Below are 17,260 nucleotides of genomic sequence, written 5' to 3'. Positions count from 1 at the left end.
CAGTGCCAGCATTGCTGGCACTGTGATTTTCATCGTAGTAAGTTCACCAGCGTCACCAGCGCTTCGTCGGTTTCTAGCCGACATGCCTGCAATAACTGCTCTGCCTTCTCCGCCGTTTCAGACTTCACAGCCTGCTGCAACTTACCCTCGACATCCACCGGTACCGCCACAGATTGCTGACGGGTACGACGACAAATCAGCTTCTCACCCGATTGCAATGTCACCGCTACCTCATGGAAACGCAGGGAGGGGTTAAGCGCATCAGGTGGGGCGCTCATATCCTCATGGCGATGCACTTTCCCAGCCAGTGGTATCACGGCTGGATTAACGTCACCTTCGGCAAAGTCTTGCAGGCGCAGATCGTCATAGATCAACATGGCTGCAATCACATACTCCAGACTGAAACGCGCTTCAATGCCGCTGTTCGGTTTGCGCACTGATGCTGCGAGATCTCCACCGGGTGGGAAGCTAACATCAATATGGACAATTTGCGCCAACAGGCTTTCAAGCGAATGTCCACTGGCTAACCACTCACGGCGGAGAATGCGCGCGGCTTCTGCTGCGCTATGCGTTCCGCCACAGGTCGCAAACGGCTTAAATTCCAGTCCTGGCGATACGATGCGCCATGGGGCACCCCAGTGTTCAATGAGCTTTTCTGGCTGTTGCTGACCGTTGCCGGTGGCGGCCAGAAACGCCTCAATTACACCCTGTTTTTGTCCTTCAATACCGGCCATAACCAGTTGGGCTGAAGCCACCGCGCGTTCTGCGGCGAGCCCAGCATGCAACGGTTTGATAGCGGAACCAAACTGGGCACGCAAGCCGCTGGCCTGAGTGGCGGCAATCCCCAATAAAGCGGCGGTTTGGTCTTCTGACAGTTGCAGCAATCGCGCTAACGCAGCAGCGGCAACAATGGTTCCCTGGCTGGCGGTATTATGATAGCCCAATGCATAGTGCTGCTGGCTGGCAGCCAGACCTAAGCGTCCGGCGACTTCAATGCCAATCGCGTAGGCATCCAACAGGTGTGAAACTGCTGTGCGCTGGCCATGCGCAACCATGGCAAACAGGGCGGGCAAGATCGCCACGCTAGGATGACCACGGAAATCGGCATGAAAATCATCGTAGTCCAGAGCGTGACCGGCATAGCCCCACAACAAGGCGAGTGAGCGGGCAGACCCATCGTGATACACGCTGCGCAATGCGGGCAGAGAGCTGTCCGGGACATGTCCACGCAGTACGGGCCAGGTCACCGCGATATAGTCAATCACGCCGCGTTGCGCATGTTGGCGTGCTTCCGCATCCGGCTCACTGAAGAGGATGCGTTTAACGAGCGCACTAGTCAGGCTCACGGCTGTGCTCCGTCGAGTGATAACAACGCGGCTTCTGCCAATTGCGCCAGATACTGCGCGGTTGGCCATAATACGGTGTCGTTAATTCGAAATGCCGGATGATGCAGGGCGTAAGGTTCGCCAGTGCCAATCATCATAAAGGCACCTGGCAGCTTTTGCTGGTAGAAAGCAAAATCTTCGCCGATCGGGCTGGCTTCCACCACCCGTGCTTCGAATCCACTGCGGTCGGCCTGTTGCAGTGCAAAATCCGCCCAGTGGGCGTCGTTGACTACCGAAGGTGGCCCAGCTTGCCAGTCAAACTCGACTTCAGCACCAAAAGCGGCAGCGATGCCCATCACAATTTCCCGGAAGCGCTTTTCTAACAGTTCACGCGTGGTTTGTGAGAATGAACGCACCGTGCCTTCCAGCCAGGCGCTGTCAGGAATGACGTTCCAGGTACTGCCGCTGTGAATTTGTGTGATGGAAACCACCGCATTGTCCGATGACGGAGCGTTACGGCTAATCAGGGTCTGCGCAGCGCTGACAATCTGAGCGGCAATCACGATCGGATCGTTGCCATCATGGGGACGTGCAGCGTGGCTACCGGTGCCTTTCACCGTAATGGTGAAGCGGTCAACCGCAGCGGTCAGTGGGCCGGGTTTACTGCCAACCACGCCAGCGGGCAGGGTGGGATCGTTGTGAATGCCAAAGATGGCACGGGCATTATCCAGCGCGCCAGTGGCGATGATGTCCGGTGCGCCTTGCCCGGTCTCTTCGGCCGCCTGGAACAGGATGCGCACCGGACCTGTCAGTTGCTGTTCGCGCTGCTTCAGCAGAATAGCGGCACCCAGAGCGGCGGAACTGTGAAAATCATGGCCGCAGGCGTGCATCACCCCAGGATTCTGCGAAACAAAGTCAACACCGGACTGCTCTTCAATCGGCAGGGCATCGATATCGGAACGTAATACCACTAATGGCCCTTGTTGCGGTCCCACCTCGGCCACCAGACCGGTCTTCAGCGGGAGGTCCAGCACACGAATGTGATAATTTTCCAGCTGTTGGCGAATGCGTGCAGTGGTTTCAAACTCCTGGTTAGAGAGTTCAGGGTGGCGATGCAGTTCGTGGCGGAAAGCGATCAGTTGTTGTTCCAGACTCATACGTCAAACTCCAGGCTGTTGAGCAGCGAGTTTTTCCCACCAGATGTCATGCTGCGGCTGGTTCAGGACTTTTTTCATATACAGGGTGATGTGGCCTTTGCCAAGGTCCGTGGTATGCATGGCTTCATAACCGCGTTTCAGGTACATCTCTTTCAACCACGGATGGCTGGTCGCGGTGCCCAGTGAAACTGCGGGTGCTCGCAGTTGGGCAATCAGCACCTCTTGTTCCAGTCGATCTAACACCTGGCGGCCAAAGTGGTGCCCGGCATAGTCAGGATGTGCGCCGAACCAACCAATATGCGGTAAACCAAACGGGCCTGGCAGTGGTCCCCAGGGGTAGCGAATGGTCACCGAGGCAACCATAACGCCGTCGGCGTATAGCGCGTACACGCCGTGTGAGGCGAGATGCTGTGTCGCCTGCTCCAGTGTCGCTGTTGCGGCATCAAACTTAATTCCCAGCGCTTTAACCGGCGCATAAGCGGCGTGCATCAGGTCCAGATACGTGCGGACTTCATCACTGCGGACCTGACGAAAATCGAGTTGCATAACGTTCCCCGGAATAGCGATTTCAGGCTAAGAAAAAAGTAGAAAAAACCAAGGGATCAAGATTACAGGAAAGCGATTATCTTCTATATGTGAAAAACAGATAAGCAAATGCAAATATGAGATTTAGAAAGGGCGGCTTTTGTCAGCGCTAAGCGGTAAAATGCCAGAATTGATTCTGTTTATGCATTATGCACTTTTTTGAACCAGGAAGATTATGCAAAGTTCATCACAACAACGTCGTTTGCGCTTGGGTCTGTTTGTACAACCGGTTGGTCAGCACGTGAGCGGCTGGCGGTTAACGGAAAATCTCGGATCGCCAACCGATATCGACTGGCTGATCACGCTGGCTAAGAAAGCGGAAGCGGGCACGTTTGATCTCTTCTTTGTTGGCGATGCGCTGGCGACCAGCATGTATCGCCTGCCATCCACCATGGCGCGCCTTGAGCCGCTGACCCTGTTGTCGGCGCTGGCTGTTAATACACGCCGTATTGGTCTTGCCGCAACGGCTTCCACCACGTTTAGCGATCCTTTCACCATGGCGCGTGCGTTCTCCTCCCTGGACCACATCAGCCGTGGCCGTGCCGCATGGAATGTCGTGACTTCTTTCTCTGCTGATGTCGCACGTAACTTTAGCCGTGATGATATGCCCAACCACGCAGAGCGCTATGGCCGTGCGCGTGAGTTCCTGGACGTGGCCTTCAAACTGTGGGAAGGCTGGGAAGAGGGGGCGGTGCAGCCAGACGCGGCGAGTGGCCGCTACTTCGTGGATGAAAAAATTCAGCCTATTAACCACCAGGGTGAGCATTTCCAGGTGCAGGGGCCGCTCAACATCACCCGTTCTCCACAGGGGCGTCCAGTGATTATCGAAGCTGGCTCGTCTGCCGATGGGCAAAAACTGGCCGCAGAAACCGCAGAAGTGATCTTCACTGCGGCGGCGAGCCTGGAAGAGGCGCAAACGTTCTATCGCTCGCAGAAAGATCAGGTGGTTGCGGCAGGTCGTAATCCAGAGCACGTGGTGATTATGCCGGGTGTGATGCCGATTGTTGGACGCACGCGTGAAGAAGCACAGGCACTGTGGAAAGAGCTGAACTCACTGGTTGATATCGAAAATGGCTTACGCCAGCTCTCGCTGCGTTTCAGCATGGATATGTCCCAGTTCCCACTGGATGGCCCGGTACCGGAAGTTCCGCTGGGTGAAGGGAATCAGAGCCGTGTGAAACTGATGACCGATATGGCAAAACGCGAAAACCTGACGCTGCGTGAGTTAGCGGCGGTTGCAGCAGGTTCCCGTGGTCACCGTGTGATTGTCGGTACGGCTGAAGATATTGCCGATGACTTCCAGCTCTGGCTGGAGCAGGGTGGTGCAGACGGTTTCAACATCATGCCTGCGGTGATGTCAGAACAACTGGACCTGTTTGTTGAGCTGGTTATTCCTGAACTGCGCCGCCGTGGGCTGTTCCATGAAGATTATGAACACGCGACGCTGCGTGAGAACTTAGGTTTGCCGGTGGCCTGATAAAACTAAGCCAGCCGTTGAGGCTGGCTTTCGCTTAAATCAGGAAGTCTTCCAGAGAGCCGCCGTTGTCGATGGCTTTCTTAATCGGTGAAGGTGTGCGACCCTGGCCGGTCCATGTCTTCTCCGCACCATCTTCATCGGTGTAGCGGTATTTTGCTGGGCGCGCGGCACGAGTTTTGCTCTCCTGAGCACTCCCCATCAATTCGCTGATATCAATTCCATCATTGAGCAGCATGGCACGATACTGAGCAAGCTTATCGGCTTTTTCCTGACTGGCAGCGTTTTCTGACGCCATTTCTTCGCGCCGTTCTGTAACTACCACTGAGAATTTATCTAACATCTCATCAAGCATGTCCACGTCCATTTCACGGACCAGAGCACGCAACGTGCGAATGTTATTTAAAGACTTTAACGCCTCGCTCATTCATTATCCTTTATAAAACTGCTTTATCTGAGTCGGGGAGTCTACGGCAAAAAGAGAAAGAAAGCGATATGAGTAAAGCGTCGAAAATTTACACTGAAGACGTAACACGATTTAATAAAAATAAATGGAACGAGGCGCACCTCGTTCCGAATAGTGGAATTAATTAACTCGAGTGATAAAAGGGAAACCCGGCCGTTGCCAGACTGGCGATCAGTAATACCAGTGATGTTGCACAAGACCAACGCAGGGTGTTGCGCTGCACCTGGGCATAATCCTGTTGCAGCATCCCCACCAGCAAATAGGTGGAAGCCACTAAGGGACTGAGGATATGTACCGGCTGCCCGACTAAAGCGGCACGCGCCATCTCAATAGGCTCAATCCCGTACTGTCCTGCGGCTTCAACCAGTACCGGCAGCATCCCGAAATAGAACACGTCGTTAGACACCATCCAGGTCACCGGAATACTGATTAGCGCTGTGATCAGGGCGAGGTAAGGGCCGAGCGTATCCGGGATGACATGGACAATCCCTTTTGCCAGGCTGTCCGCCATCCCTGTGCCGGAGAAGATGCCCGTAAAGACGGCGGCGGCAAAAATCAGGCTCGCAACGGAGAGAATCGCTCCCGCATGTTTTTGCAGCTGTTCCTGTTGTTCCGACAGTTTCGGATAGTTAATTAAGAACATCAGCGCGGTCGCTAACATAAACAACCACGGCATCGGGATCACATCCAGTACCAGAACGGTCATCAGTGCAATGGTCAATGCCCAGTTACACCAGAAACGCCAGGCCGGACCACTGTTTTCCGGCAGTGAGAGTGTTGGCACTGTTGAAGAGGTCTCTGGCGAGAAACCCAGACGGCGTCTCTCCTGACGGCCGAATATCCATGCCATGACAAATGTCCAGACTACGCAGGCCAATAATGGCAGTAGCATCGGAACAAATAACGATGAAATATCGGCTTTCACTGCGGCTGCGGCACGCGCCGTTGGACCACCCCAGGGAAACATATTACCCAGTCCGGTACATTGCAGCAGGATGCAAGCCGCTTTGAGTTTTGATAATCCCACGCGTTCGTAAATTGGCAGAAAAGCGGAGAGTACGATCATATATACCGTAGCGCCATCACCGTCCAGGGCCACAATAAAGCCCAGTAATGCGGTGCCGAGGTATATTTTTACCGGATCGCTATCAACAGAAGAGACGATTCTTCTGATGATGGGATCAAACATCCCGGCGTCAGTCACGCTCATAAAATAGAGCATGGCAAAAATCAGCATCACTCCGGTGGGTGCTACGGTACGCAACCCTTTCACCACCATCTCCCCGGTATCCCCTGTGTGTCCGGCCAGCAGGGCGAAAAGGGTTGGAATCAGGATCAAAGCGGTTATCGCCGACATTTTTTTGCTCAAAAGCAAGCCAATAAAAGTGACGATCATAAGCAGGCTGATGATCAATAGCATAGTTATTTCCTATATCAGAGGTTTATTATTTTTTACAATCACGCATCACAAAAAATACAAATATGAAACAGTTCTGGCGTTGGTGTTTTTCATTTTTCAGTAGTAAATAGTCATGGTTATTAATTAACGCTGACCCGTGTCGATCATTTTATGTTCGGAATATTCCCCCTGTGATTTCAGTGCCGGTTTATAGACAGTGTCGTTTTTGACACTGATATTTACAACCTATTTAGGCTTTGCCTTCCGGTCCCTTCTCCAATGCTGTATAACCATCCTGGCATTACCTGAAGATAAATAATATTCTCTCATTTTTATGACTAAATTCCTGGCAGGAATGAATGGAACTGAAAGATCTACATTACCTACTGGCGGTACGCGAGACCGGGCACCTGGGCAAGGCCGCTCAGTCCCTTGGTATCACTCAGCCCGCACTGACAAAATGCATCCAGCGCCTTGAGAAAATGTACTCAACCCGACTCATTCTGAAAGTTGGCCGTGGCATGCAACTGACGGAAGCGGGTATCCTACTTTGTGAACGTGCTCAAAAAGTTGTCCACCTGATGCAGGTGACGCGACAAGACATGCAGGCTCTGGGAGAGGGCAAAGCGGGCGTGATTCGCATTGGCGTTGCCGCAACCGCCGCAGAATTCATGTTGCCACAGCTAACACATGAACTGCTGATGCGTGCCCCTACGGCCGTACTGGAAGTGCAGGTGGGTCTGAACGATCTGCTGCAGAAAAAACTGCGTGAGAACAAGATCGATCTGATTTTGGGCTTCTTACCGGGACAAAATAATGAATTTGTCACCCGACCGCTGGTAGAAGATCCGGTGGTGGTGGTCGCCAGTCGTAACCACCCGCTAGCGGGCATTCACCCCACACCAGAGCAGCTAGAGCAATATCGTTGGTTACTGACTTCAGATAACGTAGCGACACGGCAATGGTTAGAGCAGCGCTTGCGCAGTGGGGGCTATGCGGCGCCGAGAGTCCAGATGCTAAGTAATACCATGTCACCCATGCGTCAGGTGATTGCGCAGACCCAACTGCTGAGTTTTATTTCTCGCCGTCTGTTACAGGGGCAGGAGTTATTAACTGAAATTCATCTGCCGTTAGTGATTATGCCGCGTACTTTCGGCTGGCAGTTCCGCTCGTTGAGCGAGCTCTCGCCTGCTTCACGTCTGTTAGTCGAACTGGCCGAAAAACACTGGCGCTGGTGAGCATAGCGAAAATGCACGCACGGATGTCGTGCATCTTCTCCTCGCGTTAAAGGGTTTTTAGTTCTGCCTTTGCCTCAATAAAGATATATTTTCACTCCGATAATCACGCAGCAAAATCATTATTCCGCGCAGTCCAGATGAAATAATTTCATTGAGGTAAGCTTTATTGTAAATAATCGGTAGCTACTGACAGTAACAACTTGCGCTGATAATAATAATGCGTATAGTTCTCATCAGCATTCTGTAAGTTATGCTGAATGATTCAGCATAGTTTAGGTGAAGCCTATCGTCTCGCCCCGTTCAGAGTGGGCAATGCGTTTGTCTGCACCTCTTGCAACACAACAATAAAAGCCGTCAGAGGATTTCATGATTAATGATGTTTCGCGCGTCAGGGATTCGTTCGTCCCAAAAACACCACTTCGTCTCTCGCTTCTCACGCTGTTAGTAGCTAGCGCGCTGGCGCATGCCGCCAGTACCGATCAGCCTACGTTGACGGTCAATGCGGATGCCAGCGCCAGCGGTGACAGCAGCAGTTCGCAGCAGGATTCCCAGGACTATGCGGTCAAAAGCACCCGAGCAGGCACCAAGCTTAATCTGGTACCCCGTGATGTGCCTCAGTCGATCAGTGTGATCACTGAACAGCGCTTGAAAGATCAGAACCTGCAAAATATTGGTGATGCGCTGGCGAATACCACTGGCGTGACGCTGTCACAAATTGACTCCGATCGACAGAACTTTTTCGCGCGCGGATTCTATATCAATAACTTCCAGTTTGATGGTATTCCTGCCACACAGAGCAACGTGTGGGACTTCGGCGACTCTTCACTCGATAGCGCGTTCTTTAACAGCATCGAAGTTGTGCGTGGCTCTACCGGCCTGATGAGCGGTTCCGGTAACCCGTCTGCAACTGTGAATATGCTGCGTAAACACGCAGACAGCCGTGAGTTTAAAGGCAACGTTTCAGCCAGCTACGGCACCTGGGATAACCAGCGCTATGTGGCTGATTTGCAGGCTCCACTGACGGAGTCGGGCAACGTGCGTGGTCGCCTGATCGCAGGTTATCAAGATCAGGATAGCTGGATGGATCGCTACCACAAACGCGATAAATTCTTCAACGGCATGATTGATGCCGATCTAACCGACAGTACTCAACTTTCGGTGGGGTATATTTATCAGGAAAGCCATACCAATGACCCGTCATGGGGCGGGATGCCGATCTGGTACAGCAATGGCACGCGCGTTAACTACAGCCGCCATTTCAATGCCGCACCAGACTGGACCTTCTCTGACAAAGAGATCAAACAGGTTTATGCCACGCTGACGCAAAACTTTGCTAACGGCTGGCAGGCGCGTGTGAATGGCACCTACACCGAAAACGTCTTCAACACCTTGCTGATGTATGGTTATGGCAATCCAGATCAGGAAACCGGCGAAGGCGTAGTGGGCTATGGCGGCTGGAATAAAGGAACGCGCAAGGTGGCGGCTTTTGATGCCTATGCCAGCGGACCGTTCGAGCTGTTTGGTCGCCAGCATGAGTTGATGTTTGGTGCAAACTATAGCCGTCAGCACAGCCGCTTCTTCAATTCATCCCCTACCGAGACGTTGGATCTGGGCGATTTCAACAACTGGAACGGGAATGTGGCCTATCCGGAGTGGAGCGACTGGTCACTCTATTCCGACGACACCATTCGTCAGAAATCGGTTTATACCGCTGCACGCTTCTCGCTGCTGGATCCGTTACATCTGATTGCGGGTGCGCGCTATACCCAATACAGCACCAACGGCACCACCGCGAACGTGAGCAAAAACGATCTGACGCCGTATGCTGGTCTGATTTACGACATTAACGACACCTGGTCAGCTTACGCCAGCTATACGTCAATCTTCCAGCCGCAGACGGAACGTAATACATCCGGGCAATACCTTGATCCGATCCGCGGCAAAACTTACGAAACCGGCCTGAAGTCAGACTGGTTCAATGGTCGCCTCACCACCTCCTTCTCGGTGTTCCGCACCGAGGAGCAGAACCTTGGACAATCGCTTTCTAACACCTACGTCAATGGGTCAACGGAAGTGGCTTATCGTCAAACGAAAGGCGTGGTGAGCCGCGGTGCGGAGTTTGAAGTCAACGGTGCGTTAACCGATAACTGGCAAATGACCTTTGGCGCAGCGCGTTATGTGGCTGAAGAGCGCGATGGTACGGCGGTTGAGCCAGATAAACCACGCACCACGCTGAAACTGTTTACCCGCTATCAGCCTTCTGCCCTGCCTGATTTGACCCTCGGTGGTGGCATCAACTGGCAGAGCAAAATCTGGGCTGACGACGCAGGCGGCCCAAATGGTCTGAATTATGTTGAGCAAGGCAGCTATGCTCTGGTCAACCTGTTTGGTCGCTATCAGGTTACTAAGCAGCTGTCCGCACAGGTTAACCTTAACAACCTGTTCGACAAGACCTACTACAGCTACCTCGACAGCTACTCAGTCTATGGCGCACCGCGTAACGTCTCGGTTAGCCTGAGCTACGATTTCTAATCCCTACCAGCCAGATAAAACACCTCTTCGGGGGTGTTTTTTTGCCTTGACGCTGAGCAATAAACATCCAATAATAACTATTAACAACTATTGTTATGGAGGTGTTTATGCCAACTAGCATCGCGCTGAATCCTTATTTCGAAAATTTTATCCGTGAACAGATCAAAAGCGGCCGTTACAACAACGTCAGTGAAGTGGTTCGTGCAGGGCTGCGAGCATTGCAAGAGCGGGAAGAACGTTCTGAGCTTGAAATTCTACGTCAGGCGGTAGCGGCGGGTATTGATAGTGGAGAGGGTAAAGAAGCTGAAGACGTTTTCAAACGGTTGCGCGAAAAATATCGCAGCCAGGAGAGTGAAAACGGATGACCCGACTGCAGATATCCCCCTTAGCGGAGCAAGACTTGGAAGAGATCGGTGACTTCATTGCGCGCGACAATCCGCAGCGCGCAATGTCTTTTGTCGAAGAAATTTATGGCAAGTGCCTTTCAATAAGTGAAACACCTGAAATATATCCTCTTCGCCCTGAATTAGGCACAGGAATAAGAAGTTGTTCGTTTGGTCGATATATTATTTTCTTCACTGATAATGAAAAATCAATCCGTATAGAACGTGTGTTACATGGTGCCAGGAAATGGCAGAGTGATTAAATAACACATAACCTCATGCGAAATCAGCATAATTGCACCACTGGCTCCTGCTTTGAATACAATTTATTCTGCTTCTGATTAATTAAAACCTTCACGATTGTTAACGGTTGTATTTAGCATTCGTTTAGCCGTGAATGTAAATGCTATTTGTATCGCGCCGATGCGGGTATAAAGAGAGTTTCACGCCTCCTTAAGATAACAGGAGGCGTGAAGATTAAACGACTAATGGCTGGGTAAGTAGCTGGATCGAAGTGACGGTTGCTACCGCTTGTTTCAGGTTTTCTGTTGCGATACGGGCGTCAAACAGTTGCGTTGAAAGATAGTTCCCCCCGCCATCGGCCAGTAACACCACAATTCTCTTCCCCTGGTTCTCCGGCCGCGCAGCTAGCTGTTGTGCTGCAAACAACACCGCACCTGAAGACTCACCCGCAAGAATGCCTTCTGACAATGCCAGCTCCCGCGCTGCCTGATAAGCCTGCCAGGTTTCAACCGCAATCACTTCATCGTAAACGCTGTGGTCAAGATTGGAGGGGATGCGCTCCGGCGGCTGATTGGTGAACGCATGTACGCCGGTGATCTCCAGCGGTTCCGGACGTTCGTCGCTAGGCTGCGAATCGGGGCCGGGTTCTACCGCCACCACCCGGATGTCAGGCGACTGTGACTTAAGGTAACGCCCGGTGCCGGAAAGCGTACCGCCAGTACCCACTGAGGCGACGAAAATATCCACTTTACCGGCGGTATCGCGCCAGATCTCCGGGCCAGTGGTGGCTTCATGGGCTTGTGGGTTGGCCGGGTTTTCCAGCTGTTGCAGGAAAAATACGTTGGGTTCAGCTTCCGTAACCTGCGCGACCAGCCAGCGCGAGGCGGCAACGAAATCGCCGTCGGTGGCTTCAAAAAACTCCGGGAACCCCGGCACAATACTGAATGGCACGACTTCAGCACCAAAGGCGAGAGGGATTTTGCTGCGTTCAATGCTGACAAAATCGTTGATGTAGACACGAAAACGATAGCCTTTGGCTGCGGCAATCGCGGCAACCCCAATGCCGGTATTCCCACTGGTGGTCTCGGCAATGATATCGCCCGGTTTCAACTTGCCGCGACGTTCTGCATCTTCAATCATCGCCAGCGCGATACGATCTTTAACGCTGTGGTTGGGGTTAAACAACTCCAGCTTGGCGACGATCTCCGCCTGAAGTGACTGCTGCTGGCTAAAACGGTCTAAACGTACCAGAGGGGTATTGCCCACCAGTTGAGTAATCGAAGCGTAAATGGATTCAGCCATAATGGAACCTTATGCAAGGGAGAAGCACGCCAGCCTGTGCTGGCGTGGGAAAGGGTTACCACTTAACGGTATTTCGCTGCCAGGCCAGCGTGCGATCGCGGACGACAAACAGCAGTGAAATCAACGATGAGAACAGCAGCGCCATCACAATCAGCGCGGCGTACATGTTGGCGTAGGCTGCCCAGCCCTGTGCCCATTGCAGATACCAGCCCAGCCCTGATTTCACGCCCATCATTTCTGCGGCGACCAGAACAGAGAAAGAGGCACCTAACCCCATAAACAGGCCGACAAACAGGCTGGGCAGTGAAGCCGGAACCGCAACGCGCAGCACGAGAAATAGCGAGTTCGCACCTAGTGTGCGGGCGACATCGTAATAGCGATTATCCACGCTCGCGACGCCAGACCAGGTCAGGACCGTCACCGGGAACCAGGTGGCTAAGGCAATCAGGAACACCGCCGCAGAGAAGCTCGACGGGAAAAAGTACATCGACAGCGGTAACAGCGCGGTGGAAGGCACCGGGCCGAGGAAGCGCAGGATCGGATGTACCCAGTAGCCCAGCCCGCGTGACCAGCCGATTGCCACCCCGGTAATGAACCCCGCGATGCTGCCATAGACATACCCCAACGCCAGCAAACGCAGAGAGTGCAGCACGCTATCCAGCAGGCGAGGCCAGTCAGTCACGTAGGCTTCGATTAAGGCGCGGGGAGGTGCAAAAAAGGGCAGCGGCAACAGTGCCAGTTTTGCGGTACACAACTCCCAAATGCCGGTCAGAATGGCTATCGCCGTTAACCAGCGCGCACTGCGCTTCAGCGGACTGAGCACCGCCAGTCGCGGTGCTGCGCTGCTCAGTAAGGTCAGTAGCGAGAGTAAAACCGCGAAGCCGATGAAAATATCATGGGTCTGAGCCACATAGCGCGGTGGGGCAAAACCCTGCACTTTATCAGGCAGACCGGTCATTAATGCCACCAATGCCCACCAGAACAGCAGTGCTGTCCACACGGCCGGTTCGATGCGCTTAACGCGCGCCTGTTGCTGCTGTAGCGTCAGGGTTTCGCTGGACATGACTCTCTCCTCAGCTCGACATATTCATATGTTGATGGCCATTGTCTGGCGTCGCAGGCAACAGATTAGGCACATAGTGGTCGGCGAACTGCTGTGCATTGGTGTCCGGACGAATCACGTTGATGGTTTTCAGCTCATTAACGTAAGTCGCAATCTCACCCCGCAGCTGTGCTCCGGTTGAGTGATGGCTATGGGTGTGTTCCTTTAACATCGCCGCGATAGACGCTACCGGGACGGAGCCGGGGACATACGGCTGGAAGATTTTGGCGGTTTCATCCGGGTGATCGGCTGTCCACTGTTGGGCATCAACAATTGCCTGAGTAATCGCCTTCGCAACCTCTGGATTGTCCCGCACCAGTGAACCGCGCAGACCTAGCACACAGCAGGTCATGTTCATGTACTCGCCGTGCATGTTGTTCGACACTTCCACCAGGTCGTGCTGATGCTTCAACAACCAGCCTTGTGGGTCATCGGTCGCGAGTGCCTGAACTTCACCTTTGCGCAAGGCCTCACCAAACAGATCTTCCGGATATTGCAGCCAGTTAACCTGCTTATCGGGATCGATACCCTCTTTGGCCAGTTGGATGGCGAAGAAATTCCGAATCGGGCTGGCCTGGTCACTCACCGCGACGTTTTTACCGACCAGATCGCTGACCTTATTAATGCCGCTGTCTTTAGGGGCCAGCAGGCGCATACAGCCACCGTGTGTGCCCACAGTAAGATCAACATCGAACCCTTGCTCCAGCGGCTTCAACCAGCGCAGCGCCATACCAATGCCGCCATCCGCCTGGCCGGTCGCGATGGCCTGTAATAGCGCATCAGTGGGGCCACTAAAATTTACCGGTTCAACGTTGAGGCCATATTTTTTAAAAAATCCCTGTTTCAGCGCGACGGAAATAGGAGCCTGACAGACGGCGCTCTGCCCCCAGGCTAATTTAATGGTTTTGAGTGTTTTATCGTTATTGTCTGCCAATGCTGTGCCAGTAAATACCGGACTTAATCCAATCCCAACGCCCAGTGTCGCCAGACCGTGTAATAGGGTACGACGACTGAGAGAAATATCCTCGAATGCCATGACCTAATCCCTTATTAAAATGATTTTCACAGGTACTATCGCAAACGGATTTTCCCGCACCAAATAACATTCCCGCATGTGTACATGCAATTTTTCATTATGTTTCGTCAGCAAACCCATAGCTGTAATCCGCATAGTGGGGTAGGGGAAAGCGTGCTATTCATGAGAAAATTTCAGTGAGGAAATCAGCGTATGGCACTCTCAACTTCTGGCGTTAATATCGATATTAATAAAGTCAGCCACCATTTTACTCTTGAAGGTAATCATCTGCCGGTGCTGGAAAATATTAACTTACAGGTTAAACCCGGTGAATTTGTTGCACTGTTGGGGCCATCCGGCTGCGGAAAGTCGACGTTGCTGCGTTTATTGGCAGGCCTGGAACCTCCTGCGTCAGGCGTGTTGAAAGAGGACGGCAAGGCGATCACCCATCCACATCCTTCACGCGTGGTGGTGTTTCAGGATCCAACGCTTTATCCATGGCGGACGGTGGCGGGCAACGTGGGTCTGGGGTTGCAGATCCGTGGTGAGGATAAAAAGCAGACGGAGCCGCAGGTGGAAGCGATGCTGAAACGCGTAGGTTTACAGCAATTTGCTCGCGCCTGGCCACATCAGCTTTCGGGCGGTATGGCACAGCGTGCTGCGCTGGCGCGTGCCTTGATTAATCAACCTCGCTTGCTGATCCTTGATGAGCCGCTGGGTAAGCTCGATTCATTAACCCGTCTGCGTATGCAGCAAGAGATTGTCGACCTGTGGCAGGAGCAACAATTTACGGCGCTGATGGTGACCCATGACGTGGAAGAAGCCCTGGTGATGGCGAACCGCGTGGTGGTGTTTAGCTCAAGGCCCGCGAAGATACTGGACATTATTGACGTCAGCCAGTCATTCCCGCGTCGGCGGGATGATCCGCAACTGGTGGCGCTGAGAAGTAAAATCCTCAGCTTGTTGGGCAGCGAAGAGGCAACGGCAGCCTGAGGAAAAGGGAGGGATCGCCTCCCGTTATCACACTATTGGTGGAAGCGGAGAGCGACATTGAACGCCTGTCCTGGGGCAATAACGATCACGTTATCCTGCTCGTCGAAGGGAATTTTGCTGAGCAGCAAACTGGCTTTCACCTTTTTGATGTCCTGGGTGCGGAAACTCAACGCGGCCATACGGGCACTCCCGTCATAATCATCTGGCAATGTGCCAAAACGCTGCTCCACATGTTCGGCGGCGGCAAAGCGCACGGTTGCGGTGGCGGCATCCAGTACAAACGCGCCGTCAGGGCAGGCCCGAATACGCCCGGCCCCAAACAGGTGGCTGTAGACCTGCGCTGCATAGGCGGGGTCCTGCGCGACGATAACAAACTCACTGATCGCCTCGACCCCATTAGGGTGTTCTTGCCATACCGTCTGCCAGACAGCAGCGGGTGTCAGATGCTGGCAGAAAAAGGATCGGCCATTAGGAACCAGAGCCGGGCGTAAGCGAACCGTGCGAAAGCGTGCTTCACTCGCACTGCCATTGGGGAGTGTGACGGGGCGAAAGAACTCAGCCGGTTCATCGCCGTCCAGATCCTGACGCTCCAGATGGCGAAACTCCTCACTGGCATCTTCCGTCTTCCAGACCAGGCCGGTTAGCCCAATGGGTGCCTGCCAGAGTTCCGCCCGTTGGCTGGCATTCTGGGGTTCATACCCTAACAGCTCCAGATAGTTATCGGCAAAAATGGCCAGATGATTACTGGAGCCAAGGGAGTGATGGCCGCGTTCTGTTAACTGAAAACCCAACTGGCGAAAACGTACGCTAGCCTCGTCAAGCTGATCCGCGACGTTGATCACTACGTGATCAAGCTGCGGCTGTGGGGAATATACCGTTTTCATCACACGCCTCCTTTTGCGCATCAGCATGCTGCGGCCTTGAGAGCCAGCGGTGCCAGTGCGGTGAAATAGCTGACGGCAGAGCCGATCAGCGCCTCGTTAGGATCAAACTGCGGGTGGTGCAAGCCGAACAGGCTGCTGCTACCAATGCTGACAAACACGCCGGGTACGTGATGCAGATAAAACGCAAAATCCTCCCCGCCCATCAGTGGGGTGGCGGTTTGAGTGGCATACCCCTGTTTTTGTGCCAGATTAAGCGCGAAGTCTGCCCACTCCGGGGTATTAATTACCGCGGGTGGGCCTTCCTGCCACTCCAGCTCGACACGCGCATCAAACCCTGCCGCGATGCCCTGTGCCAGGCGACGGATCTTCTCCGGGATTTGACCCCGGATCGTCGTGTCATGGGTGCGAACGGTCCCTTCCAGTTCCACGGTTTCCGGTAAAACATTCCAGGTATTCCCGGCGGTGAAGCGCGTAACGCTTATCACCACCGAGTCCAGCGCACTGAACTGGCGAGCAGGAATGGCATGGAGTGCAGTGACGATTTGGCTGGCAATGGGGATCACGTCAATCCCTTCCTGAGGGCGTGCCGCGTGAGCTCCCTTGCCATGAATGCGCAGGGTAAAGCGATCAACATTGGCATAGTAAGCACCGCCGCGCGTACGGAAAGTGCCAACCGGTAGCTCGGGCGCATTGTGCATGCCAAAAATGGCCTGCACGCCTTCCAGTGCGCCAGCATCAATCAGTTGCTGTGCGCCGTTGAACGTCTCCTCTGCGGGCTGGAATAAAATACGCACTCGGCCCGGCAGCGAGGCTTCCTGTAATTTGAGTTGTTGCGCCACACCGAGCATGACGGTGGTGTGTACGTCATGGCCACAGGCGTGCATAACGCCGGGGTTTTGTGAACGCCACGGCAGTTTAGTGGCTTCTTCAATCGGGAGTGCATCAATGTCTGCCCGCAGCGCAATCAGCGATTCACCCTGGCCGATTTCAGCCACTACGCCGGTTTTCAGCCCCAGCGGCAGTAATCGAATATCACTTTGTTGTAACCAGCGGGTGATGCGCTCTGTGGTGGCGAACTCCTGATTCGACAGTTCAGGATGCTGGTGCAATTCGCGACGTATCTGCACCAGTTGTTCTGTGGTAAACGTGGTCATGGCAGTTC

Annotated in this window: 16 protein-coding genes; 6 read left to right on the top strand and 10 right to left on the bottom strand. The window is 53.5% G+C overall.

Translation table 11 applies throughout. From position 1 onward, the window contains the following. Positions 1-29 precede the first annotated feature (29 nt). From F3J40_RS12430 to F3J40_RS12420, 3 genes are read right to left on the bottom strand one after another with little or no spacing between them, the layout of a single operon-like run. Positions 30-1,346 carry an MmgE/PrpD family protein gene (locus F3J40_RS12430; RefSeq protein WP_167015039.1) on the bottom strand — a complete coding sequence of 439 codons (1,317 nt, stop codon included), beginning with the start codon at positions 1,344-1,346 and terminating at the stop codon, positions 30-32. After that, positions 1,343-2,482, bottom strand: coding sequence for an amidohydrolase (locus F3J40_RS12425; RefSeq protein WP_167015037.1), 1,140 nt, complete (start codon positions 2,480-2,482; stop codon positions 1,343-1,345). The genes F3J40_RS12430 and F3J40_RS12425 overlap by 4 nt, the downstream gene beginning before the upstream one ends. Positions 2,483-2,485: 3 nt before the next feature. Then, positions 2,486-3,028 (bottom strand): GNAT family N-acetyltransferase, encoded by a 543-nt coding sequence (locus F3J40_RS12420; RefSeq protein WP_167015035.1) that lies wholly within the window; start codon positions 3,026-3,028, stop codon positions 2,486-2,488. Positions 3,029-3,242: 214 nt separating this feature from the next. Between F3J40_RS12420 and F3J40_RS12415 the strand changes: the two genes are divergently transcribed. Further along, entirely contained in the window at positions 3,243-4,544 is a 1,302-nt protein-coding gene (locus F3J40_RS12415; RefSeq protein ID WP_167015033.1) for an LLM class flavin-dependent oxidoreductase, read from the top strand. 34 nt (positions 4,545-4,578) lie between these two features. On the opposite strand, the gene F3J40_RS12410 is transcribed toward F3J40_RS12415, so the two are convergent. Both F3J40_RS12410 and F3J40_RS12405 read right to left on the bottom strand, forming a co-directional pair. Next, the gene (locus F3J40_RS12410; RefSeq protein ID WP_167015031.1) at positions 4,579-4,968 is read right to left on the bottom strand and encodes an H-NS family histone-like protein; all 390 of its coding nucleotides are present in this window, start codon (positions 4,966-4,968) and stop codon (positions 4,579-4,581) included. A 163-nt stretch (positions 4,969-5,131) separates the two neighbouring features. Continuing rightward, on the bottom strand, positions 5,132-6,427 hold the full coding sequence (locus F3J40_RS12405) for a CitMHS family transporter (protein ID WP_167015029.1): 1,296 nt from the start codon (positions 6,425-6,427) through the stop codon (positions 5,132-5,134). Positions 6,428-6,765: 338 nt separating this feature from the next. On the opposite strand from F3J40_RS12405, the gene F3J40_RS12400 reads away from it, so the two are divergent. The 4 genes from F3J40_RS12400 (at position 6,766) to F3J40_RS12385 (ending at position 10,822) form a co-directional block, all read left to right on the top strand. After that, positions 6,766-7,644, top strand: a complete 879-nt coding sequence (locus F3J40_RS12400) for a LysR family transcriptional regulator (protein WP_017346696.1) — start codon at positions 6,766-6,768, stop codon at positions 7,642-7,644. Positions 7,645-8,010: 366 nt separating this feature from the next. Then, complete coding sequence (fhuE, locus tag F3J40_RS12395) at positions 8,011-10,176, top strand: ferric-rhodotorulic acid/ferric-coprogen receptor FhuE (protein ID WP_167015027.1); 2,166 nt, start codon at positions 8,011-8,013, stop codon at positions 10,174-10,176. Between the two features lie 107 nt (positions 10,177-10,283). Next, entirely contained in the window at positions 10,284-10,541 is a 258-nt protein-coding gene (locus F3J40_RS12390; protein ID WP_167015025.1) for a type II toxin-antitoxin system ParD family antitoxin, read from the top strand. After that, positions 10,538-10,822, top strand: coding sequence for a type II toxin-antitoxin system RelE/ParE family toxin (locus F3J40_RS12385; RefSeq protein ID WP_167015023.1), 285 nt, complete (start codon positions 10,538-10,540; stop codon positions 10,820-10,822). Before F3J40_RS12390 ends, F3J40_RS12385 begins: the two co-directional genes overlap by 4 nt. A gap of 214 nt (positions 10,823-11,036) precedes the next feature. Here F3J40_RS12385 and F3J40_RS12380 read toward each other — a convergent pair whose 3' ends face one another. Genes F3J40_RS12380 through F3J40_RS12370 form a run of 3 tightly spaced genes read right to left on the bottom strand, consistent with a single transcriptional unit; the run spans position 11,037 to position 14,242 of the window. Next, positions 11,037-12,104, bottom strand: a complete 1,068-nt coding sequence (locus F3J40_RS12380; protein ID WP_167015021.1) for a PLP-dependent cysteine synthase family protein — start codon at positions 12,102-12,104, stop codon at positions 11,037-11,039. Positions 12,105-12,159: 55 nt separating this feature from the next. Further along, positions 12,160-13,167: an ABC transporter permease gene (locus F3J40_RS12375; protein WP_167015018.1), complete on the bottom strand. Its 1,008-nt coding sequence runs from the start codon at positions 13,165-13,167 to the stop codon at positions 12,160-12,162. 10 nt (positions 13,168-13,177) lie between these two features. After that, a complete protein-coding gene (locus F3J40_RS12370) occupies positions 13,178-14,242 on the bottom strand; it encodes an ABC transporter substrate-binding protein (protein ID WP_205297330.1) in 1,065 nt (354 codons plus the stop codon). Between the two features lie 192 nt (positions 14,243-14,434). On the opposite strand from F3J40_RS12370, the gene F3J40_RS12365 reads away from it, so the two are divergent. Beyond that, positions 14,435-15,214 carry an ABC transporter ATP-binding protein gene (locus tag F3J40_RS12365; protein WP_167015016.1) on the top strand — a complete coding sequence of 260 codons (780 nt, stop codon included), beginning with the start codon at positions 14,435-14,437 and terminating at the stop codon, positions 15,212-15,214. A 32-nt stretch (positions 15,215-15,246) separates the two neighbouring features. Here F3J40_RS12365 and F3J40_RS12360 read toward each other — a convergent pair whose 3' ends face one another. Together F3J40_RS12360 and F3J40_RS12355 are read right to left on the bottom strand one after the other, a co-directional pair. Then, positions 15,247-16,098 (bottom strand): VOC family protein, encoded by an 852-nt coding sequence (locus F3J40_RS12360; RefSeq protein ID WP_167015014.1) that lies wholly within the window; start codon positions 16,096-16,098, stop codon positions 15,247-15,249. A gap of 20 nt (positions 16,099-16,118) precedes the next feature. Beyond that, complete coding sequence (locus F3J40_RS12355) at positions 16,119-17,252, bottom strand: amidohydrolase (protein ID WP_167015012.1); 1,134 nt, start codon at positions 17,250-17,252, stop codon at positions 16,119-16,121. Positions 17,253-17,260 lie beyond the last annotated feature (8 nt).

Source organism: Candidatus Pantoea multigeneris (genome assembly GCF_011752615.1).
GTDB lineage: Bacteria > Pseudomonadota > Gammaproteobacteria > Enterobacterales > Enterobacteriaceae > Pantoea > Pantoea multigeneris.
Note: the sequence above shows the minus strand (reverse complement) of the source record. Positions and strands in the feature narration are given on the sequence as shown.